Raw genomic sequence first — 25,611 nt, forward strand, 5'->3', positions numbered from 1 at the left:
AAACAGGAAGTATACATGAACATATTTATTAATGCTGCTTGGGCAAGTATCAATGCTAACTCTAACTCTCAGAGTAATCCGTATTCCTTAGTAATCATGTTAACAGTATTTGCTGGAATTTTTTATTTTATGATCTTTAGACCACAACAAAAACGTAATAAAATTCATAAAGAATTATTAAGCTCCATCTCTAAAGGAGACGAAATCCTAACTAATGGAGGGTTAGTCGGGCGTGTAGTCAAAGTTACAGAAACAGGTTATATCTTTGTTATTCTCAATGACAAAAATGACACTAATGGCAATGAAATATTGATTAAGCGTGACTGTGTTACTGCTATTTTACCTAAAGGCACTATGAAAGCATTATAATTTCAATATAGATTGAGATAATATTTTGTGTTAAATAATTATCCGTTATGGAAGTATCTTTCGGTTATCTTAGTATTTGTTACTAGTATAATCTACACATTACCGAGTTTATATAGGGATCACCCTACAATATATATTGCTCAATGTGCTTTAGATAAAAACTATCAAGAGATGGATGATATTTTATTATGTCAAATAAAAAAAATACTAACATACGAAAAAATAATTAATAAATCTATTGTATTGCAAGCAAATAAAATTCGAATACAATTTTTTCATGAACAAGATCAACTACAAGCTTACCAAAAACTATCAACTATTTTTTCAAAGAAGTATCAGATATTACTTTGTAATACTCCAAACATACCACATTGGTTATCTGCAATAAAAGCTAAGCCTATAAAATTAGGATTGGATTTATGCGGTGGAATATATTTTGTAATACATGCAAATACGAAAACTGTACTAGATAAATTCCAAGAACAATATATTGATTCTTTAAGAACTATCTTATTTGAAAAAAACATTTCCTATTTAAAAATATACAAAATTAAAAATCATGATATTGAAATTAATTTTCAAAATTCTAATTATAGAAATAAAGCAATTTTACCTTTATCTGAAATAGATAATGACCTAATATTGCATGCAATGGGAACCAACAAATTACATGTGATTTTTTCTGAAAGAAAAAAAAATGCAATTCGTGAGCACGCAATACATCAAAATTGTACTATTTTACATCATCGTATCCATCAGTTAGGTATTACTGAGCCATTAGTACAACGTCATGGAAGTGATCGTATTATTATAGAATTACCCGGTTTTCAAGATATTGAAAAGATCAGAGAGATGCTTGGTACCACGGCAAGCCTGGAGTTTCGACTGGTTAATTCAGCAATAAGTGAATTTGAAATAAATAATAATTTAATTCCAGAAGATTCTGAGATAAAATTAAGTAATAATGGTTATTTAATACCATTATATAAACGAATAGTATTATCAGGAGACAATATTATTAATTCTAATGTTAGTTTAGATGAATATAATCGACCTCAAGTGAATATTTCTTTAGATAAAACAGGTAGTACCTTAATTTCTAATTTTACCAAAAATAATATTGGAAAAGCCATAGCTACTTTATTCGTAGAATACAAAGATAACGGAAAAAAAGATTCTAAAGGTCATGCTATTTTAATTAAACATGAAAAAGTTATTAATATTGCTACTATTCAATCTCAATTAAGTGATAATTTCCGTATTTCCGGAATCAACAATTTAAATGAAGCACGTCATCTTTCGTTATTATTACGTATGGGGAATTTAGCGGCACCTATTCATATTGAAGAAGAACGCATGATTGGCCCTATACTTGGTAAACAAAACATTGTACGAGGATTTACCGCATGTGCTTTAGGATTATTAACTTCTATATGCTTTATGATTTTATGGTATCATTATTTTGGATTAATCGCTAGTGTTGCTTTAATTGCTAATTTAATACTCATGATAAGTACGATGTCTATAATCCCAGGAATAGTGTTAACTATGCCAAGTATAGTGGGAATAATATTGACTTTATCCGTAGCTGTAGATGCAAATGTATTAATTAACGAAAGAATCAAAGAAGAAATAAAACAAGGTAAACCAGTACAATACGCTATATACACAGGATATCGTAAAGCACTTACTAGTATTGTAGATGCAAATATTACAACTATTATCACTTCCATTATATTATATTTAATTGGTACAGGACCAATTAAAGGATTCGCTATTACTACTATTATTGGAGTAGGCACATCAATGTTTACATCTATTGTTGGTACTCGTGCTGTTGTTAATTTAGTCTATGGGAAAAGACGTATTAATAAGCTATCCATTTAACTTTTTAACTTTTTAGATCGTATATACCAATTTATACATTTTAATTGAATTTCTTTAAAATGAGTGAAAGTTATTATAAAATTTATGATTTTCTTGCATGGAAACGTTTAATATTTTTTTTATCGATATTTTTATTCTTTATTTCATGCTGTACTATAATAACGCGCGGTTTTAACTGGGGGATAGATTTTACTGGAGGTATGTCAGTTGAAATTACTTCAGAAAAAGATGTAAATATCATTAATATTCAAAATATTCTAGTTCAATCAGGATTCAAAAACCCTATCGTGCAACATTTTGGTTCCCCGAAAGATATCATGATACGATTACCATTGGATCCTAATGAAAATAAGATTAATCAACACACTATAAGTACAGTACTATATACTTTACGACAAGGTATTGTTCAAAATTTTTTCGTTAAACAAGTAAATTGGATTGGTCCCAGCGTTCATAGTCAACTGATAAATACAGGAATAATAGCTTTATTAGTCGCATTAATATGCATCTTAGTATATATAACTTTTCGTTTTGAATGGAGATTGGCAACTGGAGTAGTCATATCTTTAACATATGATATGATAGTTATTTTAGGTATATTATCTTTGTTTGCTATTAAAATAGATTCCACCATTATTGCTGCCCTAATGTCAGCAATTGGTTACTCTATTAATGATAAAATTGTCATTTTTGATAGAATTAGAGAAAATTTCTATTATATACCTGTATCAAAATCTATAGACATATTTAATATCTCATTGAGTCAAGTATTAAGTAGAACTATTATAACTTCGGTTACAACTATTATGGTACTACTGATACTACTAGTTTGGGGGGGGGATATATTACACGGATTTGCAGTTACTTTATTACTTGGAACTATTATTGGCACAGTATCATCTATATATATAGCTTCAGCGTTAGCATTCAAATTTGGTACTGCACGTGATCATTTTATAAAAATTAATAAAAAATAAAATTTTTTCACTACTGATTTTATATATTTGCTTAACAAACACCAAAAATATAATAGTATTTTTGGTGCCATAGGAATACTGATTGATATTATTGTTGACATAAGTGTTTTGGAATACAGTTTGTACATGATGTATGATTTATATTTTAAACAAAATTAAATTTGTAACAACAATACGTATGCGTTATAAATTAACGCATACGTATTTAAGTATCAATAAACATTACTACAATTAATATATAAACAAATGAAATCTAATACATTATTATGTAATCAAATATTAGCTGTGGTATTCGTATCACATGGCTGATTATAACTTCAACATTTACTGAATAATTTATTAGTATCATGACATATCGAGAGATCCAAAACAATAGTACTCTCGTAATATCGGATTTAAATTATTTTTTATTAATAAAAATTGATCATATAAAAATATATTTAGTTTCACGATCTCATGATGTCTATGACAGACAATATTATACTACATGACAAAAGATTTTTAACACGAGCGCTCCAATTGGCATGGAAAGGACGCTTTACTACAATGCCTAATCCTAATGTAGGATGTGTTATCGTTCGCAATAATAAAATTATAGGAGAGGGGTATCACATACGAGCAGGAGAGGCACATGCTGAAATACATGCGTTACGTATTGCTGGAAATTTAGCACAAGGAGCAACTGCTTATATCACTCTGGAACCATGTAGTCATTATGGACGTACTCCTCCTTGCACTACTGCATTAATTAATGCAGGAATTAAACGTGTTGTTGTAGCTATGTTAGATCCTCATTTTTACGCAAGAGGACGTGGTTTGCATGTGTTACAACAAGCAGGTATTGAAGTACAACATAGTCTGATGTTACCTGAAGCTGAATCAATAAATCGAGGATTTCTCAAACGTATACGTACCGGATTTCCATGGGTTAAATTAAAATTAGCTGCATCTTTAGATGGCAGGACCGCTATGTCTTCTGGAGAAAGTAAATGGATTACATCTATTCAGGCACGCCAAGATGTACAACGTTTCCGTGCAGAAAGTGACGTCATTCTTTCTACTGCTGGCACTGTTTTAGCAGATGATCCAAAATTAAATGTACGTTGGGCATGTTTTTCAGACAAAATGAAACGTATTTATTCCAACAATCAAATTAGGCAACCACTGAGAGTCATTATTGATAGCACAAATAGAGTACTTCCAACACATCGTATTATACGATATGAGGGAAAAATTCTACTCGTGCGTTTAAAAAAAGATCATCGAAATTGGCCCTCATCAGTAGAACAACTATTATTATCGTCAATTAATTGTCATGGCCATCATCGAATAAATCTAACAGAATTAATGCAACACCTTGGATATCGTGAAATTAATAATATTTGGGTTGAAGCAGGAGCTACTTTTTCAGGAGTATTATTAGATATTGGATTGGTAGACGAACTTATTCTGTATCAAGCTATAAAATTTTTAGGATCTGACGCGCGACCTTTATGTTTATTACCAAACATCAAATGTCTAAATGACATTAAATCTTTTAAATTACTTGACATCAAAAATGTAGGACCAGATCTGCGTTTAAGATTAATCCCAAAGAGTATGTAATATATTTTTTTATTAGTTATACCCTATGTTATAGCATTTATGCTATAACATGTTTATTTGTAAATAAGAACAAGTAATGATTTTAGTAACCTGAATAATAAGGATTATTATGAATATTATTGAAAGTGATACTATGGCAAATACAGCCAAGATTGCTATCGCGGTTGTTCGGTTTAATCGTTTCGTTAATAATAATTTACTCGAAGGAGCTTTAGATGTCTTAAAAAGAATTGGGCACGTAAAAGATGAAAATATAACCATAATTTGGGTCCCAGGCTCTTATGAATTACCGTTAATCGCAAAAGCATTGGCTATTAGTCACAAATATGATGGAATAGTAGCTTTGGGTACAGTAATTCGTGGATTTACTGTACATTTTGAGTTTGTTGCAAAAGAATGTAGCTCTGGATTATCCAGAATTTCCATGGAAAACACATTGCCTATTGGATTTGGATTACTTACTACGGATAATATTAGTCAAGCTATAGAACGTTCAGGTGTTAAAGCTAATAACAAAGGATCAGAAGCTGCTTTGGCTGTTTTAGAAATGATTAATATACTAAAAATAATTAAAAAGTAGTTCTTAATACATATAAATATATAACAGGAGTTATGTGAAAGCAATTAGTAGAAGGCGTGCTCGTGAATGTACATTGCAGGCATTGTATTCTTGGCAAGTATCTAAAAATGATGTTAAAGAAATAGAACGTTATGTTGTAACAGAGCAAGATATTCAAGATTGCAATATCTCTTATTTTCATGAATTATACATTGGAGTAATAAGTTGTGCTGAAGAACTGGATAAATTAATGATACCGCATTTATCCCGCAATTTAAAGAAATTAGGTTATATTGAACATTCGGTGTTACGTATTGCATTATTTGAGCTTACCAAATGTAATGATATACCATATAAAGTTGCTATTAATGAAGCAATTGAGCTTGTAAAAAATTTTGGAGCTGAAAAAAGTCATAAATTTATTAATGGAGTATTAGATAAAATAGCCAATCAACTTTGTGTTAGCAAAAACAATCATATTATTAAATAATAATGATATAATTGTTGTTTTTATAATGAAAAATAAATTTGAAAGAACAATAATTGTTTTTATTAATCCCGAACCCCCGAAACCGGATAGATGTGTGCTACTGATATGTTTTTAAATATGATTAGTAATTTGAAATTATCTAAAATATGGTGTTTATTTGCCACTGGTTTTGGTTTAGGTACAATTTCTTGGCTACCAGTAGGAACTGCAGCGTCATTATTAGCAATACCAATATGGTGGATTTTGAATTATTTATTTCCATTTCAGTTTTATCTTCTATTCTTGATTATTGGAACAGGAGTGGGTATATATTTTTGTGATCATACTACTAAAATAATTGGTGTTCATGATCCTAAATCAATCGTTTGGGACGAATTTGTCGGTATGTGGATGACATTAATTATAGTACCAATACATAGTTGGGTATGGACGATTATCGCATTTTTATTATTTAGAATATTTGATATAGCAAAACCCTGGCCAATTTCATGGTGTGATCGTGAAATAAAAGGTGGATTTGGAATCATTATTGATGACATATTAGCGAGTATTATATCAGTTTGCATCATGCTATTACTAATGAATTTATATCATTAAAATGTTTTATAAAATGTATATATGTCGATAATATTGAAGGTTAACTTTATTATATGTGTCAGATCATCTAAACGTTATACTACATTGAATATAACCCTGTTAATGTATCCATTTTATAATTTTTTTATAAATACCTATACTATCTAATCCCAATTCAGAGAGTATCTCTGATTGTGAACCTTGTGAAATAAAAAAATCAGGCAAACCAATGTTTAAAACTGGAATTGATAACTTATTCTGCATAATAAATTCATTTACCCCGCTTCCGGCTCCACCCATTATTGTATTTTCTTCTAATGTTATTAAAACTTGGTGATTTTTAGCAAGATTTTTTATTAAGTTTTCATCTAATGGCTTAACAAATCTCATATCTACTAGAGTCGCATTTAATTCAGATGCAACATTATAGGCTGATTGCAATAAAGTTCCGAAATTAAGAATTGCGATGCAATTTCCTTGACGACGTATTACACCTTTACTTAATGGTAAGGTATACAATTTTGTTGTATCTACTAAATTACCAGGTACAGCATATCCCTTAGGATAACGTACAACACTAGGTCCATATCGATAGCGATATCCTGTATATAACATCAACTTACATTCACACGCATCACTTGGGGTCATGATTATCATATTTGGAATACAACGCAAATACGATAAATCAAAAGCGCCTTGGTGAGTTTGTCCATCTGCTCCGACAATACCTCCTCGATCGACAGCAAATAACACAGGCAAATTCTGAATTGCTACGTCATGGATTACTTGATCATATGCGCGTTGTAAAAATGTTGAATAAATAGCGACAATAGGTTTATAACCCGCTATAGCTAATCCAGCAGCAAATGTCACAGCATGTTGTTCAGCAATTGCAACATCAAAATATTGTTTTGGATATTTCTGAGAGAAGATACTCATTCCAGAACCTTCTCTCATCGCGGGCGTAATTCCTATAATCTTATTATCTCGAGCCGCAACTTGGCATAACCAATCACCAAAAATTGCAGAATAAGTTATATTTTTAGAATGTTCTGTGGGTAACGATCCGCTTTCAGGATCAAATTTTGGTACTGCGTGCCATTTAACAGGATCTTTTTCTGCAGGTTCATATCCACAACCTTTTTTAGTAATAACATGTAAGAATTGTGGACCTTTCATATCACGTATATTTCTCAAAATATATACTAATTCTAATACATCGTGTCCATTAATGGGGCCAATATAATTAAAACCAAGTTGTGAAAATAATGAACTTGATGTGCCATTAAAATTTTTGATTTGGTTACCAGTATGTTTAATCAATGTATTAGTTAAAAAAACGTCAGACAATATTTTATTATTGTCTACTTTTAAATTGGAATATACTTTTTTTAATAAAATATGAGTATGATGATTGTTTAATGCTCCTACGTTTTCTGAAATAGACATTTCATTATCATTTAAAATAATCAATAAATCAGAGTTTGTAGATCCAGCATGGTTCATTGCTTCAAAGGCCATCCCAGCAGTTATTGCTCCATCTCCTATCACGCATACTGTACGACGTCCCAGCATTTCTCGTCCCGCCGCTATTGCTAGACCTAATCCCGCGCTAATTGAAGTAGAGGAATGTCCTACTGATAAAACATCATATTCGCTTTCATCACGACAAGGAAATGGATGTAATCCGTTCCTCCTTCTAATACTAAAAATACGTTCGCGTCGTCCCGTAAGAATTTTATGTGGATATGCTTGATGCCCTACATCCCAAATTAAATAATCAAATGGAGTATTGTATACGTAATGTAATGCTACGGTAAGTTCAATAGTTCCTAATCCAGATGCAAAATGTCCGCTAGATCTACTAACACTAGTTAAAAGAAATTGACGTAACTCATTACACAACTTTGTTAAATGATCTTCAGATAATTGTCTCAATTCTTTAGGAGTATTGATTAAACCTAATATGGGGTATTTATTTGAATTACAGTTCATATTAAATTTATTTAATATTATTTATTTACGTAATTTTAGTTGTTACGTTTAATGATATAACGCGAAAATGCAGATAAAATATTAACGTTGTAGCCTAATTTCGCAATGTATTTTAAAGATGTTAATGACTCACAATATAAATCTTGAGCTTTAGTGCGAGCTGTGCTTAATCCTAATATTTTTGGATAAGTGTTGTTGATATCATTATGTTTCGATCGCATGCTGTGTTTTTTTTTCTGATCATATGTATGTGAAATATCTATAATGTCATCTTGTATTTGAAAAGCTAAACCTATAGTTGTAGCATAGTGGTCTAGAAATGACAATACGTCATCGCAGCTTTTGTTTCCTGCTGCTAAAGCTCCAATGCGAACTGCAGCTCGAATTAATGATCCTGTTTTGTACTGATATATGGTTTCTAACTGTGTGGCTGATATATTTTTATTATTTTTACTAATTAAATCTAAAGACTGACCTAAGCACATACCATTAGCTCCGCTGGCAGAAGCTAATGTAGCAATCATTTTTAAACGATCTTGATCTGTGACGGTTGGCATATGTGCTTCTGAAAGAATGGTAAAAGCTAATGTATGTAGAGCATCACCTGCTAAAACAGCAATAGATTCTCCAAATTTGACATGACATGTTGGATGTCCTCTACGCAGTTTATCATTATCCATAATAGGTAAATCATCATGGATTAAAGAATAAGCATGTATGCATTCAATGGCTGCTGCTGGAGCATTAAGATTTGATGATCTAATACCAAATAATTTACCTGTTTGATAAACCAAAAAAGGACGTAATCGTTTTCCTCCTAACAGAACACTATAACGTATTGCTTGCATCAGGAGAGATACATCTTGTTTAAGAAACATAAGTAAATAACGACTAATAGCTTCATCTACTCGTTGATGGCTGGCACGTAACTCATTAACAAAATCAATCATAAGCATAGTATTGTACTAATACCATAAAATAAACACTATTAGATATGTGTATTTAAATAACATACACAGTATATAATAATATTGCATAATAAAAATATCTATATGTTAGTATAATTATTTTCATAAATTCATATATTGATTACGTATATGATAGGCTATCATCATTTTTGATGCGATAATCTAAAAGAAGAGCACATTATTATGTAAATAATAATAATTTATATAGTATAAGATTACTATATCTAATATATTATTCTTATGCTTATGTATTTTAATGTTTAAAACATTTATATGAAAATAGTTATTAAATTATCACCAGAAATTACAATAAAAAGCCGCGCTATACGAGTTTTTTTTATAAAAATCCTCATTACAAATATTAAGACTATTTTAAAAAAAAATAATGAATCAGCATCAATTATACGTAATTGGGATTATCTTGAGGTAATATGTAATAATAACAAGTACCAAAAAATATGCGCTATTTTAGTGAATATTCCTGGTATTCATCATTTGTTATTAATTAAAAAACATATGTTTCATTCTTTACAAGATATTTATGAAAAAATTATACTCAGTCTAAATTGTGAGATTAAATTGTCAGGTAAAAGTTTTTGTGTTCGAGTGAAACGTTGTGGCAAACATAATTTCACTTCTCAAGAAGTTGAACATTATTTAGGGAATAAATTGTGTCAAAACATAGGTAATATTAGAGTTAACTTAACAAAACCTGAAAAAACTATATGTTTGGAAATTAAAGATAATAAACTTTTTATAATTATCAAACGTTACGAAGGATTAGGAGGTTTTCCGATAGGTACGCAACAAGAAATGTTATCATTAATTTCAGGAGGATTTGATTCAGCTGTTGCTAGCTATATGTTCATTCGACGAGGATGTAAAGTGAATTATTGTTTTTTTAATTTAGGCGGAGCTATGCATACTATTGAAGTATGTAAGGTAATATATTTTCTATGGAACAAATTTAGTAGTTCTCATAAAATAAAATTTATTTCTATTGATTTTTCAGAAGTCATTAAAGAAATTGTTGCTAAAATAAAAGACAACCAAATAGGAGTAGTGTTAAAACGTATGATGATACGTTCTGCATCATTGGTAGCTAATCGTTGCAAAATTACTGCATTAATAACAGGAGAAGTATTAGGACAAGTATCGAGTCAAACTTTAAGCAACCTAACACTTATTGACAGTGTTTCTGATCATGTAATATTTCGCCCTTTAATTGCTTATGACAAAGAAAAAATTATTAATTTAGCTCGAAAAATAGGCACAGAAATATTTTCAAAATCTGTTCCGGAATATTGTGGAATAATATCAACAAAATCAACTGCAAGAACAACAAAAGAACTCATCGAATTTGAAGAAAATAATTTTGATTTCACCGTGTTAGACCGTGCGGTGTCTCAATCTTACGTAATAGACGTACAAAATATTCCTGATCAAATTATTAATCAACATGTATTTCAAGTAGAAACTAAAAAAATATTGGATTCTACTGATGTAGTATTGGATATACGAACAGAAATTGAACAAAAAAGAAATCCTCTTTATTTAGATAATGTAGAAATAAAAAAAATACCTTTTTATAGTCTAATTGATCAATTTTCTAAATTAAATCCCGATAAAGTATATTTATTATATTGTGATCATGGTATAATGAGTCGGTTGCAGGTAATGTATTTGCATGGACAAGGATTTCGCAATGTAAAGATATACAGGCCACCTAGATAACGAATAGGGTGAAACAAGTCGTGGATAAATACTTCAATTAAAAATTTTAATTAATAATGAGTGCCTTACTGAATTATTAAGTTTACTAAAAATTGTTTTATAGAAAACGCCATAGCATTGGTTTTCAGTATTACTGAATTATAGATAACTTTTATTAATAAATTACAGTAATCACATTACCGTAATTACGCTTTTACAGTTTATAAAAAACATAATTTTTTTATTCACAACATTTATTGAAATATTCTGTGTTTTAATGAAGCAATGGATTTATGTATTTCGTTGCATATTAACCGTAAAATTTAACCGCATTACAGATAATTAATGTAGTGTGTTAACTACTATAACACACAATAAGGATATAATTAATGAAAAAAACAATACCAACCATACTCCTTTCATTTCTAATAAAAATCCACCTAAAATCCCACCGAATCCTATTCCTAAAAATTGACCAATAGAATAAATACTAATGGTAGTTACTTTATATTTTTTTTGTGCTTCTTTGTTTATCAAAGCAGGTAATATTGTCTCTATTAAACTAAATGCTATAAAAAATAACTGCATTCCAAGTAAAAACATTTTACTATATAATGTATTCATTAACATAATTAGTTCAGATAAAAATAAAATATTCATACAAGCAATTAATATCTTTTTTGTACAATTTTTACCTTCAAAATAGAAAATACATGTCAATACTACGATAGCAGATATTACCATAATAATACTATAAATTTTCCAATGTATACCAAGAGGAAATCCTAAATTTATCATTGTTTTTGGTAAAACAATAAAGTTTAACATTAAAATAGTATGTGTAAAAAATATGCTAACATTTAATTTCATTAATTGTGAATGAGTTAATATATGTTTAATTTGATTAAACATAATAAATAAATTTTCATCATTTTTTACGGGATGAGAAGAAATAGGTGGTTTTATAATACAAATTAGAATAATAGCTAATATAATTAATATAGTAATACTATGAAATAATCCGTTCAATCCAAACTTATTAGCAATAATTGGGCCAAGAACCATAGAAGCAGCAAAAGCTATACCAACACTCATACCAACTGACGCCATAGCTTTTATACGATGTTGTTCTGGTACTGAGTCTAACAACAATGCTATAAGTGAGCTGCCAATAGCTCCTGATCCTTGTAGTGCTCGTCCAATAATAAGCCCCCAAATATTACTAGTGGTTGCTGCTATTTCACTACCAAAAATAAATAACACTAATCCCCCGATAATGACAGATTTACGTCCAATTTTGTCAGACATTAATCCAAAAGGTAATTGAAAGATTATTTGCATTAAGCCATATACTCCAATAGCTACACCTAGCGCAGTTCCATTCGCTCCTTGTAAGGAAACAGCATGAACAGTTAAAACGGGCAGAATCATGAATACTCCTGCCATACGTAATGCAAATATCATGCTCAATCCAAATATAATGTAAAATTCTTTTTTAGTCATTATAGTGTTAACAATAGATGGATATCGAAGTATCTTAAATTTATATATTTTAAAATATCGATATATATGAAATATTTAAAATGAAAATTTCATATATATTGAGAAATATCATATTATTTATTCATTTAAATTAATAGTATTTCACATATGGCATATTTACAGTAATATATTTTTTGTAGAAAATAAAATATGATCTAAGGATAAAAGCAAATTTAATGATACTATAATGATAAGAGATAATAAAAACATTTTCTTTGCCCACAAATTATTATGATTAATTATTCTATAACCATAAAAGCCCATATATAACCACCATAAATTCATAACGCTAATTATTATTAAAAATATATAACTAGTATACCCCATAACAGTAAATAATATGGTTGCTATAATAAATCCAATTATATAAACAACCATATGATTCTTAGTTGACTCCATCCCCTTTTTAATAGGGAAAGTTGGAATAAAAGCTACTTTATAATCATTGAATCGTAAAATAGCAATGGAATGAGAATGTGGGATTTGCCACAAACTAAAAATTATTAATAATATTACAGCTCCTACATCAAATTGATTTGAAGCGGTACAATATCCAATAACTGGTGGCATCGCTCCTGATACACTACCCACCATTATACTATAAATAGATCTACGTTTCATCCATAAACTATACACCCCGACATATATCAATAAACCTATTGCCGCTAAATATACTGTCAAAAAATTCTTAGTAAAACTCAAAAACAAAAATCCAAATATACTTAAGATTACTGCATACAATATACTTCGATTTAAAAAAAGTTGACCGTGTTGCACCAAGACTCTATTTTTAGTTCTTTCCATAACTGCATCAATATCTCGATCAATAATGTTATTTAACACACAGCCAGCAGCTATCACTAAGGCTGTTCCTACAATCATTGTGATAAATAAAGAACAAGATATAGCATCTCGCGATGCTATTAAAAATCCCCCTATAGCCGACATTAAATTACCTAAAACAATTCCTGGTTTCGTTAAGTGTAAATAATATTTAATCATAACAATTAAACTATCTTATTATTCAAATCATCAAATTATGATGCAAATGTGTCATAATCCATACACTTCCTAATACAAGGATAAAAACAATAAATATTGTGAATATTAAAGATATTAAATTCCATGCTTGATTAGATACATTTCCCAAATGTAAAAAGAAAATTAAATGAACAATGATCTGAATTATTGAGCAAAATACAATGATATTTATTAATATTTTTTTATTTATTGCGTCATGTGTAACCATAACAAATGGAACGATTGTCAAAACAACAGACAACATAAACCCAATCAAATATGACTTCTGTGTATAACCATTCTTCATTAATCATAGTACTCCCAGTAAATACACCTCAGTAAATACACATATCCATATAATATCAAGAAAATGCCAAAATAAACTTAAACATTGCATTCGTATATAGTTGGTGTATGTCAATCCTTGATACACAATATGCATAATCATTACCGCAATCCAAATAAGACCTGCTATCACATGTAGACCATGAGTCCCCACTAAAGTAAAAAAAGAAGAAAGAAACGCATTGCGACATGGATTGTTTCCTAATTTAATTAAATGATAAAATTCGTAGATCTCCATACTAATAAAACATAGTCCTAGTAAAAAAGTTATTCCCATCCAAACATTTACTTGTTTAGTACATGATTTTTCTACATATATCATAACTTTACCATGAGTAAGACTACTCAATAATAAACAACAAGTTTCTACAAACACAAAAGGTAATGAAAATATATCTTTACCTGAAGAACAATCTACTGTGTTATTACATAATACAGAGTATATTGCAAATAAACTTGCAAATAGAATACAATCACTCATTATGTATAACCAGAAACCAAATATTGTCTTTATATTTAAATTATTATGTTTATACATTACTAACGCATTCAATTTCTTTAATTTTTTCTACTGGTACGTAATATTCTGTATCATCATTAAATGTATGGAGAATCCAAGTTGCTATTATTCCAAACATACTGAAAATAACGAGCCACCATATATACCAAATCATACCAAAACCAAATGTTAAACCGAAAAAAGATATAACAATGCCAGAATACGTATTTTTAGGCATATGTATGGATTGAAATTGATCAGGACAAGAATATACGTTTCTATTATTTTGTACATACCAAAAAACATCACGATCACTGTTTATTATAGGAATAATTGCAAAATTATAAAATGGCGGGGGAGAAGAAACAGCCCATTCTAAAGTAGATCCATTCCATGGATTTCCGTTTATATCTTTATATTTATCACGATTTACAATACTGACTATTATTTGGATACATTGACACATAATACCCAATCCAATTAATATAGTACCCATTGATGCGGTTATTAACATCGATGAAAATATTGGATCAATGTGTTGGCTTAGTCGACGGGTCATACCCATAAACCCTAAGATATATAACGGCATAAACGCTATATAAAATCCAATAATCCAAAACCAAAAAGCTCGTTTCCCCCATTTTTCATTTAAAACATAACCAAAAGCCTTAGGAAACCAATAGGTAGCGCCGGCAAAGCAACCGAACAATACTCCTCCAATAATAACATTATGAAAATGTGCAATTAAAAATAAACTGTTATGCAATACAAAATCAGCCCCGGGCACAGATAATAATACCCCAGTCATTCCTCCTATGGAAAATGTAATGATAAATCCAATAGTCCACATCATTGGAGAAGTAAAAACAATCTTCCCTCGATACATAGTGAATAACCAGTTAAACACCTTTACTCCAGTTGGAATGGCAATTATCATAGTCATAATACCGAAAAATGCATTAACGTTAGCACCTGCACCCATAGTAAAAAAATGATGTAGCCATACACAAAAAGACAACACAGTAATAGCTATAGTAGCCCATATTAATGAAGTATACCCAAACAACTTCTTTTGTGAAAAAGTGGAAACAATTTCCGAAAATACACCAAATGCGGGCAACACTAAAATATATACTTCTGGATGACCCCAAGCCCAAAATAAATTGATATACATCATCATATTTCCGCCTAAATCGTTAGTAAAAAAATGGGTTCCCAGATAACGGTCTAGTGTTAATAAAGCGATAGTAATAGTCAAAATTGGAAAAGCAGCAATGATTAATGTATTTGTACATAAAGCAGTCCAAGTAAAAACTGGCATTTTCATCATCGACAATCCTGGAGCTCGCATGTATAAAATTGTAGTGAAAAAATTTATACCAGTCAAAGTAGTTCCTATTCCAGAAATTTGTATACTCCATATCCAATAATCGACACCAACTCCAGGACTGTATTCTTTGTTTGATAACGGTGGGTAACCTGACCATCCTGTTTGAGCAAATTCTCCTATTCCTAAGGAAAGATTCATCAAAATTACACCTACCATAAATAACCAAAAACTCAAAGAATTTAAAAAAGGAAAAGCAACATCTCGCGCTCCGATTTGTAATGGAACCACCAAGTTCATTAATCCTATTACGAAGGGAGTAGCCATAAATATGATCATGATTACGCCATGGGCGGTAATTACTTGGTTGTAATGATAGGCTGAAAGAAATTCATACGATCCAGAAGAAGATAAAGCTTGTTGCGCTCTCATCATAATCGCATCAGCAAAACCACGTAAAAACATAATACATGAGACTATAATATACATAATCCCAATTTTTTTATGATCTACAGAAGTAAACCATTCATTCCAAAGATATCGCCATTTATTGTAATATGTAATGATACCGGAAAGCATTACTCCAATGAAAAGAATGATAATAACTGTCGACATAATAACTGGATCTTCATACGGAATAGAATGTGTTGTTAATTTTCCAAACATTATTTTATTATCCTTATATATTTACAACATTTCCCAAAACAATCATGCTTTATATTAAGAAAACATGAATTATAGCTAAAAATATTCTTTCTTTTGATGTGTAAATTTATCGATTACATTATTAAACAAGTTAGGTTGTACATTGGAGAAATAAATTATCGGATGGTATTCGCTGGGTTTAGCTAATTCTTCATAAATTGACATATTATTAATTTGATGAGATGATTTTTGAGCTGTTTGTATCCATTGTTCAAATTCTTGTTTAGTCTGTGTAGCAACAACGGTAAATTTCATACCAGAAAATCCTTGACCACTAAAATTTGATGAAATACCTTTATATCGCCCCGCTGCATTAGCTATTAAATATAGCTCCGTACGCATTCCAGCCATCGCATAAATTTGTCCTCCTAATTGAGGAATAAAAAAAGAATTCATAACTGAATTAGAAGTAACATTGAATTTTATTGGTATATGTGCCGGAAAAACAAGCTCATTAACAACTGCTATATTTTGTTTTGGATAAATAAAAAGCCATTTCCAATCTAATGATATGACATTAATAATAATTGGTTGCTCAGCAGACGATACAATAGGGTTTTTAGGATCTAATTTATGAGTAGATTTCCAAGTTACAGCCCCTAAAAAAATAATAATTAAAATTGGCACAGCCCAAACTATAAATTCTATTTCTTTAGAATTTACCCAATTAGGACTATATTGCGTATTTCTGAGATTAGATGCTCTATATTTTATAGTAAAAAAAATTGTCATCACGATTACCGGGACAACTATACTAAGCATTAATCCGAATGCGGTCAATATCAGTGAACGTTCTTCTATCCCAATTTGACCTTTAGGATGCAGTAAAACCAAATCGCTGCATCCATTTAATACTATTATCAAACTATGCAGTAACAATGAAATACATATCTTTCTATGTTTGCGTACGCTGAATTTCATTCAACAATTCTAATGCGAATATATATATATTTAAGTGCTTGTACTAAATATCCTACTGCAAATCTGCATTAATGTAAATAGATTATGTATATCTAAAAATTTTTATCATTACCATTTACTAAAAATTTTAAATATAGTAAGTATATTTATTCAAAATGAACTTCATTTTATGAAGTAAAGATAACACTAAATACTCTATTATTGTTCAATAATTTACAGCAATAATTGTATTGCTAGGTATAATTGAGCTGATTTTTTTTCACTAAATAACTTAACGTAAATTAATTTAATTATATATTTTATATATCTATTCAATTATTAATATCATCGTAATATTAATACTTAAAACATTATTAAAAATTTAGCGCATTGATAATTTTAAGAATATGAATTATATAGTAATTATTTATTAGATATAAATATAAATTAAAGGTCTGTTATATTTATAGTTTGTATGTTATATGATGTTGCGTAGTATCGTATACTTTATTGTCATTTTTACTTATAAAACAAAAGGAATAAATTAGATACGCGTAATGATTGAAAATATTAAATATTTATGGAAACACATTACTGTTAATTTATTCTATAAATATTGCGAATACAGAATGTTATGAAAGATCGACACATTTTCTAAAAACATATATATTCATGGTTTTCGTGTTGGGAAAGTATCTATTTATTTTTTTAAGAAAGATTATGAAATAATTATTAGTCATAAAATCATGATAAAATTAATGTAATAAAAATTTTATTGATCTTATCATCAAAACAGAATCAATTTAATTAGTGAACCTACATGCAATAATTTATATACTTTTGTAATAATAGTAAAAATTTTGTGCATACTGGCGCAGTAGAAATATGTCCGCGTATAAAACTAAAAGGACTCATTAACATTGAAATAAAAAACCAATTTTTATCAGAAATTATAAAAAATGGATATTGATTGTAGTTTTAAAAATATAAAAATATATGTACATAGAAATGTAGTAATAAGAAAATTAGTATTGGAATCGAGTTACTTTTAACATAGTCATACTATCTTATAGTAAGATATGAAGACGGCAACATTGGAGGTGTTATTATGATAGTTAATAAAAAAACAATTAGTTTTTCCTGATTTATAAGATAAGACGTTTGATCATAATATAGAAGATGTTTTCAATATAAAAATTGATATTCATTTTGAATATCAATTTAAATAATCTTTAAGGAGAGATGCATGAATTTATTGTTATTTTTAAAAATGAAAATTTTAAAGTTTTTTAAAATCAAACCAGAATGACATAAACTGGTCTATTTTACAGAATAGACACCACAAAAATACATGTATGTAAAAAATTTAGGAATGTGTTTAATTTTATTTAAACTATATCATTAGAATAAAACAAAAAATTAAATATTAAAATATTATGTCATATGTCAATGACATTGAGTTTCTTTTTATGTTTAATAGAGTATGTACTAACAGTTTACAGTAATAAGATAAGTAAGTATGTTTATGCAATGCAATTTTAAAAAATAAAACAATTACACACTTTATTGTTAGGAAAATTTAACTTCGAAAATCAAGAAAACGTCGCGTAAAATTGTATTGCTATGTAATGATGTTACTCCAAAAATTGATGTTACCTATACTTTTAATTCACAACATTATTAATAATGTATTAGGTGTATTCGATGTTTCAAAAGATGTGATCATGGAACAACAATACGACAATGGTAGCAATATGTTCAGGTTCTTTTTTATAGAGAATAGTAATTGATTTTATTCTTAATCAAACAAAATTATTGCAAAAAATTATATATAACGATTTAATAAGTTATGATTATATTAGCTGATCATTAGAAACGTTCGACTACAAGAAATATCACCTTAAATAATAAATGCTTTTATTTTAATTAGTTGATTAGATCATAAACAATCAGTTTTTATCAATGTGAAATGTTCTTTAACTATTTATTACATACGACCGTAGTCTTACATATAAGATACGATAAGAACAAATAATATATATATGTGAATATACAAACATTTTTTATTATAATCTTTAAACATTTGATTAATAATAAATTAACAGAAAACTATATGTTCAGTAATTACTTCTTAATAAAATATGATTATTAAATTTAGTTTGAAATTTTTCATAAATTGTATTATATCAAGGTTTAAATAAAACTTTTATATAACAGATATACAATACAAGAGGATTATAATATATGCTATGCAATGCTCACATAACTTTAACATGCCTTACTGTCATCGTATGGTAGTAGTTCCAACAGTAATAGAGCATACTATTCGAGGAGATCGTGTATACGATATATTTTCTTTATTACTAAAAGAAAGAATTATTTTTATGACAGGAACAATCGAAGATAGTGTAGCTAATTTGATTGTTGCTCAGATGATGTTCTTAGAATCAGAAAATTCAGAAAAAGACATCCATTTGTATATTAACTCTCCAGGAGGAGTGATAACCGCAGGAATGTCGATATACGATACTATACAATTTGTAAAACCTGATGTTAGTACGTTTTGCATGGGACAAGCTGCATCCATGAGCGCTTTTCTATTAGCTTCTGGTACCAAAGGTAAACGATTTTGTTTGCCAAATGCTCGAATAATGATTCACCAACCATTAGGATCTTTCCAAGGACAAGCTACTGATATTGCTATTCATACCAGAGAAATATTGAAAATTAAAAATAATATCAACAAGCTTATGGCAAAGCATACCGGACAATCTATCGATATCATCAATAAAGATACAGAACGAGATTGTTTTTTATCTGCTGATGAAGCAATGAAGTATGGATTGGTAGATTGTGTGTTATCTCAACGAATATAAATTTAGATTACTGCTTAATTTGCGTTTCATTATCATCATGATCTGTAATAAAATTTATGTCTGAATTTGTTATTTGTGTATCAAGTAATTTATAGATTGTTTTAAATGAATTAAACGTAAACGGAAGGATATCAGACTGTGAGCGATGATCATCAAAATCATTCAAAAAATAGTGTATTGTGTTGTTCATTTTGTGGGAAAGACCAAAACCAAGTATTAAAATTAATTGCTGGATTATCAGCGCATATTTGCGATACATGTATTGATTTATGTAAGGACATAATTAGCCAAGAAAATAAAGGTAAAATAATTAACGAAAAATTGACCAAATATCCCACCCCTTATGAAATTAAGAATCATTTGGACGATTACGTGATTGGACAAGAATACACTAAAAAAGTACTTGCAGTAGCAGTATATAATCATTACAAACGTTTACGTAATGAAAAGATATGTATAAACAGCAATAGTACAAAATTGTTTAAAAGTAACATTTTGTTGATTGGTCCTACAGGAAGTGGCAAAACATTATTAGCAGAAACATTAGCTCGGTTTCTTAATGTACCATTTGCTATATCAGATGCTACTACTTTGACAGAAGCGGGGTATGTAGGTGAGGATGTAGAAAACGTTGTACAAAAATTATTACAACGATGTAATTATGATGTGAATAAAGCGCAACAAGGAATCATTTATATAGATGAGATAGACAAAATTTCTAGAAAATCAGAAAATCCTTCTATTACTCGAGATGTTTCCGGAGAAGGAGTGCAACAAGCTTTATTAAAGTTGATTGAAGGGACTACAGCTGCGGTACCGCCACAAGGAGGTCGTAAACATCCTCAGCAAGAATTTATACAAGTGGATACCACTAACATTCTTTTTATTTGTGGTGGTGCTTTTTTTGGTTTGAATCAAATTATCCAGCAACGCACTACTAACAAACGTACAATTGGATTTCGAGTTTCAGAAAACAACGATACAACAAAAAACATTGAGTATTCATTATTAACACAAATTGAGCCAGAAGATTTAATTAAATTTGGTTTGATTCCAGAATTTGTTGGTCGACTTCCAATAGTTTCTACTTTAGATGAACTGCAAGAAAAAGAATTAATTAAAATCTTAAAAGAACCAAAGAACGCTTTAATAAAACAATATGAAATACTATTTCATATTGATGGAGTAAAATTGGAATTTTCCGAAACATCATTGACTGCTATTGCTAAAAACGCTATGAAAAAAAAAATTGGTGCTCGTGGACTTAGAGCTATTTTAGAGAACATATTGCTAGATATAATGTATGAATTACCTTCACAAAATAATATAGATAAAATAATAATTGACGAAGCAGTAGTATTTGGGCGCTCAAAACCATTGTTAATCTACAGTAACCATAAAACTAACCAAACGTAAATGAACTCTCGTTGAATAATAGCTGCATGTGATATTGTCATAAATTGAGAATAAAAAATTTGTTATTATGATAACAATCATCACTCTACTGTAAACACAAATTTCTAAAAAATTTACGTACAATATACATTCTAATTGCAAGAGAAAAACTCTGGTAATTAATTATTTTTTATTGAAAAATTTTTTCCGAATAGGAAAATTTTCATTTCTTTTTCAAGTATTGTACGATCTGAAATATTCATCATATTGAGTTTATTTTCATTGATTAAAATAGTTTGTTTATCTTGCCACTGCATCCATGCAATTTTAGAAATATGTTCATAAATATATTTGCCTAATGCTCCTGGATAACATGGAGCGTCTAGTCCTTCAGCATATTTTTTTAAAAAAACACAATAAATTATTTTGGACATTATTAGAAGTCTCATATTGCAACAAGCATTTTTATAAGAATTGGAAATTCAATATCTTTACTATGTTATGATTACAATTTCTGTAGTATTATAGAAATTGGTTTAGGTAATCCAATGATTGGAGGATGCATCAAATCATACCAAATCCCATCTTTTTTATAATTTAATTTTGTATGTGTATTAAGCAATATTGGTTTAATTTCTAAATCAATATTGCTTAATTTGTGTTTTAAAATGGCCAGATTTATACGTTGATTATTATGAAGATTATAGTGTAACAACCACGTATTTAATATTTTAAGGTTGGAAAATTCAGGAAAACAAAACAATCCTCCCCATATTCCTTGATATGATCGCTTTTCGAGCCATATCATTTTCATTTGATGTTGTTGTGACAACAACAATAAAAACCAGATAGTTTTCTTAATTAATTTTTTTTTAAGCTTCTTTCTGGGATATTGATCAACACAGTGATTTAGAAAAGATCGACAACCTTCTCGAAGAGGGCAATCATTGCAAAGTGGATACGTACTAGTACATATTAATCTCCCGAGATCCATCATAGCTTGATTAAAAGCTGCAACCCCTATATTAGGAAGTAATTGCTTGATTAATAACCATAGTTTATTATTTGCTTCAGAGCTATTTCTTGATAAATAATAATCGAGAGTATAATATCTAATTAGTATTCGTTTTACATTACTATCAAGAATAGGATAATGTTGATCTAACGTTAACGACAATATAGCTCCTGCGGTAGATTTTCCGATACCAGGAAAAGAAATAAGCGTGTCGAAATCTTTTGGAAAATTACCGTGATGATGATTAACAATAATTTTAGCTGTTTTGTGCAAATTCCTAGCTCGCACATAATACCCCAATCCGCTCCATAAAAATAATACTTCATCTAATTCTGCTGTCGCCAATTGTTTAATGGTTGGAAATTTTGAAATAAATCGTTCATAATAAAAAATTACAGTTTTCACTTGTGTTTGTTGTAGCATGATTTCAGATAACCAAGTTTTATACATTGTTTTATTCAATTGCCATGGTAAATCCTGTGTTCTATATTTTTGATACCAAAGTAATATTTTTTTTGAAAAAATAATATCTTGAGCCATATGTTTTTGTACTATATAAAAATTAAATGTAGTCACTTGCTTATGCAAGCGACTAAAACTTTTACTAAAAGATATTGTTAAAAATTTAAAACAATTTTTCTAAATAGCAATACCCGATTAATATGTTGTTAAAGTAACTATAGTTGTTTCAGTCAACTAACAAAATATGAAATTTAATTTCAATAATTAGTGGTATAAATTAATAATTATTTATTTTTAAACATAGTAATGTCACTATATAATAAACTACTTTTTGAGGAAAGTGATCTAACAATCATATTTCTAATTGTTAATAGAAAACAGTGTCCATACATCAGTGCACATGCGTTTATTCATAATAAACGCATGTGCACATTTTTATTAAAAGTTGTAGATTTTTATCATCTAATTTTTATCAGAAATAAAAAATAATATCACAAACATTATTAATGTGGCGCTGTGTGCTGATTTGTCTCAATTAATACACCGATTTTTTTTTACTCATTATTACAATTCCTAATTTATTTCATTTGTGCTGATACCCTATCTCAAAAAAATATAAATAAAAAACAAATAAAATATTTTTATATACCCTTATTCAATTGAAATTTAAAATTTATAAGATATGTATAATTACAATCATCTATCAAAATTTAAAATTATCTTTTAATTGTAATCAAATTATACAAAACTAATAAAACTGAGTAAATTTCTTATTATTATTTTCATTGAAAATCAATATGTTTTTAAACCTATATTTTAGTGCCACCTGGGAATATATTTCCAATCCCGATAGTTAATGCGTGAATTAAAAAACATCAACATGTTAAAAACATCAGTCAATATTTTCTATGAAAAAATTAATATCTATTCTTATATATAAAATAAAATTTTTTATATGTGAATTAATATAATACATTTAAACATTTAGCATATTATCATTTTTTACATTATTAAAAAATTTTTTAAAATAACAAATAATAAAAAACAATCATTAAAATTTGAACATTATTATCAGAATTGATATAATTAAATATTATTTCTAATATTTAATTATCATTTTTTTATCCTATTTATATAGGAAATATTATTTTTTGTACTTAAGATTTATTTAACCAACTTTTTAAAATTACTTCAGCTGCAATTGCATTAATTTTAATATTCGGTCTAGCACATGAATCATCATGATAATATTCAAAATAGTTTAAACGTGCTTCACTTGTACTAAAACGCTCATCATGCATTTTGACCGTAACAGGAAACAATTCTTTGAGTTGCATGGCAAATATCTTTGCTAAAATTGTAATAGGTTGTTCGCTACCATCTATTTTTAAAGGTAATCCTACTACCAAAATCATTGGTTTCCATATATTATAAATATCTTTGATACGCTTCCAATTAGGAACACCAGATTGCGACTGCAATACAGTCAAAGGTTGCGCAGTACAAGTCAATTTTTGACCAATAGCTACTCCTATGTGCTTAGTACCAAAATCAAAACCCATAACTATCTCAATAATTGACATCACGCATGACCTTTCTGATCAGCAATATTACAAATATCAATTCCTAATATTTTTGCAGCTGCGCGCCAACGATCAATAATAGGAGTATGAAATAAAATTGTTTCATTAGCCGGAGCAGTAAGCCAAGTATTTTCCATTAATTCATGTTCTAATTGACCTTTAGCCCATCCAGAATAGCCAAGTGCTACCAATACATCCTTTGGTTGATTAGGGGTACCTAAAGTTTCTAAAATATCTTTAGAAGTAGTAATCATAGCTTTTGAAGAAATGTTAACACTAGAACTAAAACCTTTTATAGGAGTATGTAAAATAAAACCTCGATCGTCTAATAAGGGGCCTCCAGAAAACACTGGATTATCTAATCGAATAGACGGATCGCGTGTGGGGGATACAATCTTGAGGTTGTTTAATATAGTCTCTACCGTACATCGTGTTACTAGTTTATTAATGACAATCCCCATAGCACCTGTATCATTATGTTCACAAATATATATCACTGATTGTTTAAATAACGGATCTTGCAGTGCAGGCATAGCTATTAAAAAATGATTTTGTAAATTTATTATCTTATGTGGTGTTAACATAAATTACTTATAAATTTATTTGTTAAAAATACAAAGTTTAAAAATTTAAATTAATTATTTTTTCTAAAATAATTTACATCTTTGCTATCAACTATAATTGATTGATTTCTATGCAACCACAAGTCAATTTAAGTATTAAAATTTTTTAATTATTATTAACACATGGTTTTTTGTTCTTTGTTAACACAATATTTATAATGAGAATATTTAAATAAAATT

The 25,611-nt window shown here is 28.8% G+C and carries 22 protein-coding genes; 10 read left to right on the forward strand and 12 right to left on the reverse strand.

What is annotated here, in order from left to right; translation table 11 throughout:
- Positions 1-15 precede the first annotated feature (15 nt).
- The 7 genes from yajC to M9394_RS02795 all read left to right on the forward strand — a co-directional run bounded on the left by yajC (position 16) and on the right by M9394_RS02795 (position 6,484).
- The gene (yajC, locus tag M9394_RS02765; RefSeq protein ID WP_250246901.1) at positions 16-369 is read left to right on the forward strand and encodes a preprotein translocase subunit YajC; all 354 of its coding nucleotides are present in this window, start codon (positions 16-18) and stop codon (positions 367-369) included.
- A gap of 27 nt (positions 370-396) precedes the next feature.
- Positions 397-2,256 (forward strand): protein translocase subunit SecD, encoded by a 1,860-nt coding sequence (gene secD, locus M9394_RS02770; protein ID WP_250249921.1) that lies wholly within the window; start codon positions 397-399, stop codon positions 2,254-2,256.
- Between the two features lie 59 nt (positions 2,257-2,315).
- Positions 2,316-3,233 carry a protein translocase subunit SecF gene (gene secF, locus M9394_RS02775; RefSeq protein ID WP_250249923.1) on the forward strand — a complete coding sequence of 306 codons (918 nt, stop codon included), beginning with the start codon at positions 2,316-2,318 and terminating at the stop codon, positions 3,231-3,233.
- 465 nt (positions 3,234-3,698) lie between these two features.
- Positions 3,699-4,838, forward strand: a complete 1,140-nt coding sequence (ribD, locus tag M9394_RS02780) for a bifunctional diaminohydroxyphosphoribosylaminopyrimidine deaminase/5-amino-6-(5-phosphoribosylamino)uracil reductase RibD (protein WP_250248147.1) — start codon at positions 3,699-3,701, stop codon at positions 4,836-4,838.
- A gap of 109 nt (positions 4,839-4,947) precedes the next feature.
- Positions 4,948-5,418 (forward strand): 6,7-dimethyl-8-ribityllumazine synthase, encoded by a 471-nt coding sequence (gene ribH, locus M9394_RS02785; RefSeq protein ID WP_250246897.1) that lies wholly within the window; start codon positions 4,948-4,950, stop codon positions 5,416-5,418.
- Between the two features lie 34 nt (positions 5,419-5,452).
- A complete protein-coding gene (nusB, locus tag M9394_RS02790; RefSeq protein ID WP_250246896.1) occupies positions 5,453-5,887 on the forward strand; it encodes a transcription antitermination factor NusB in 435 nt (144 codons plus the stop codon).
- 105 nt (positions 5,888-5,992) lie between these two features.
- Entirely contained in the window at positions 5,993-6,484 is a 492-nt protein-coding gene (locus tag M9394_RS02795; protein ID WP_250250254.1) for a phosphatidylglycerophosphatase A family protein, read from the forward strand.
- 99 nt (positions 6,485-6,583) lie between these two features.
- On the opposite strand, the gene dxs is transcribed toward M9394_RS02795, so the two are convergent.
- A complete protein-coding gene (gene dxs / locus M9394_RS02800; protein ID WP_250248149.1) occupies positions 6,584-8,458 on the reverse strand; it encodes a 1-deoxy-D-xylulose-5-phosphate synthase in 1,875 nt (624 codons plus the stop codon).
- A 35-nt stretch (positions 8,459-8,493) separates the two neighbouring features.
- Entirely contained in the window at positions 8,494-9,414 is a 921-nt protein-coding gene (ispA, locus tag M9394_RS02805) for a (2E,6E)-farnesyl diphosphate synthase (RefSeq protein ID WP_250246894.1), read from the reverse strand.
- Between the two features lie 285 nt (positions 9,415-9,699).
- Between ispA and thiI the strand changes: the two genes are divergently transcribed.
- Complete coding sequence (thiI, locus tag M9394_RS02810; RefSeq protein WP_250249925.1) at positions 9,700-11,160, forward strand: tRNA uracil 4-sulfurtransferase ThiI; 1,461 nt, start codon at positions 9,700-9,702, stop codon at positions 11,158-11,160.
- A 321-nt stretch (positions 11,161-11,481) separates the two neighbouring features.
- Here the strand turns inward: thiI and M9394_RS02815 are convergent, their stop codons facing one another.
- From M9394_RS02815 to cyoA, 6 genes are all read right to left on the reverse strand, one after another.
- Positions 11,482-12,642: an MFS transporter gene (locus M9394_RS02815; RefSeq protein ID WP_250249927.1), complete on the reverse strand. Its 1,161-nt coding sequence runs from the start codon at positions 12,640-12,642 to the stop codon at positions 11,482-11,484.
- A gap of 156 nt (positions 12,643-12,798) precedes the next feature.
- Entirely contained in the window at positions 12,799-13,683 is an 885-nt protein-coding gene (cyoE, locus tag M9394_RS02820) for a heme o synthase (RefSeq protein ID WP_250249929.1), read from the reverse strand.
- A gap of 22 nt (positions 13,684-13,705) precedes the next feature.
- On the reverse strand, positions 13,706-14,008 hold the full coding sequence (cyoD, locus tag M9394_RS02825) for a cytochrome o ubiquinol oxidase subunit IV (RefSeq protein WP_320411728.1): 303 nt from the start codon (positions 14,006-14,008) through the stop codon (positions 13,706-13,708).
- Between the two features lie 3 nt (positions 14,009-14,011).
- A complete protein-coding gene (gene cyoC / locus M9394_RS02830; RefSeq protein ID WP_250249931.1) occupies positions 14,012-14,584 on the reverse strand; it encodes a cytochrome o ubiquinol oxidase subunit III in 573 nt (190 codons plus the stop codon).
- On the reverse strand, positions 14,577-16,538 hold the full coding sequence (gene cyoB, locus M9394_RS02835; RefSeq protein ID WP_250249933.1) for a cytochrome o ubiquinol oxidase subunit I: 1,962 nt from the start codon (positions 16,536-16,538) through the stop codon (positions 14,577-14,579). The genes cyoC and cyoB overlap by 8 nt, the downstream gene beginning before the upstream one ends.
- Positions 16,539-16,613: 75 nt before the next feature.
- Positions 16,614-17,498 (reverse strand): ubiquinol oxidase subunit II, encoded by an 885-nt coding sequence (gene cyoA / locus M9394_RS02840; protein ID WP_250246888.1) that lies wholly within the window; start codon positions 17,496-17,498, stop codon positions 16,614-16,616.
- 2,270 nt (positions 17,499-19,768) lie between these two features.
- On the opposite strand from cyoA, the gene clpP reads away from it, so the two are divergent.
- Both clpP and clpX read left to right on the forward strand, forming a co-directional pair.
- The gene (gene clpP, locus M9394_RS02845; protein WP_250247567.1) at positions 19,769-20,353 is read left to right on the forward strand and encodes an ATP-dependent Clp endopeptidase proteolytic subunit ClpP; all 585 of its coding nucleotides are present in this window, start codon (positions 19,769-19,771) and stop codon (positions 20,351-20,353) included.
- A gap of 138 nt (positions 20,354-20,491) precedes the next feature.
- Positions 20,492-21,769, forward strand: coding sequence for an ATP-dependent Clp protease ATP-binding subunit ClpX (gene clpX / locus M9394_RS02850; RefSeq protein ID WP_250249935.1), 1,278 nt, complete (start codon positions 20,492-20,494; stop codon positions 21,767-21,769).
- A gap of 158 nt (positions 21,770-21,927) precedes the next feature.
- Here the strand turns inward: clpX and M9394_RS02855 are convergent, their stop codons facing one another.
- The 4 genes from M9394_RS02855 to M9394_RS02870 all read right to left on the reverse strand — a co-directional run bounded on the left by M9394_RS02855 (position 21,928) and on the right by M9394_RS02870 (position 25,371).
- A complete protein-coding gene (locus M9394_RS02855; protein ID WP_250246886.1) occupies positions 21,928-22,182 on the reverse strand; it encodes an oxidative damage protection protein in 255 nt (84 codons plus the stop codon).
- Between the two features lie 71 nt (positions 22,183-22,253).
- Positions 22,254-23,351, reverse strand: coding sequence for an A/G-specific adenine glycosylase (gene mutY / locus M9394_RS02860; protein WP_320411729.1), 1,098 nt, complete (start codon positions 23,349-23,351; stop codon positions 22,254-22,256).
- Between the two features lie 1,031 nt (positions 23,352-24,382).
- Positions 24,383-24,808 (reverse strand): Holliday junction resolvase RuvX, encoded by a 426-nt coding sequence (gene ruvX / locus M9394_RS02865; RefSeq protein WP_250250256.1) that lies wholly within the window; start codon positions 24,806-24,808, stop codon positions 24,383-24,385.
- Entirely contained in the window at positions 24,808-25,371 is a 564-nt protein-coding gene (locus M9394_RS02870; RefSeq protein ID WP_250247563.1) for a YqgE/AlgH family protein, read from the reverse strand. Before M9394_RS02870 ends, ruvX begins: the two co-directional genes overlap by 1 nt.
- Positions 25,372-25,611: the final 240 nt, after the last annotated feature.

Origin of the sequence: Candidatus Blochmanniella camponoti, from assembly GCF_023585825.1 — a bacterium.
In the GTDB taxonomy this organism is placed as follows: Bacteria; Pseudomonadota; Gammaproteobacteria; order Enterobacterales; family Enterobacteriaceae; genus Blochmanniella; species Blochmanniella camponoti.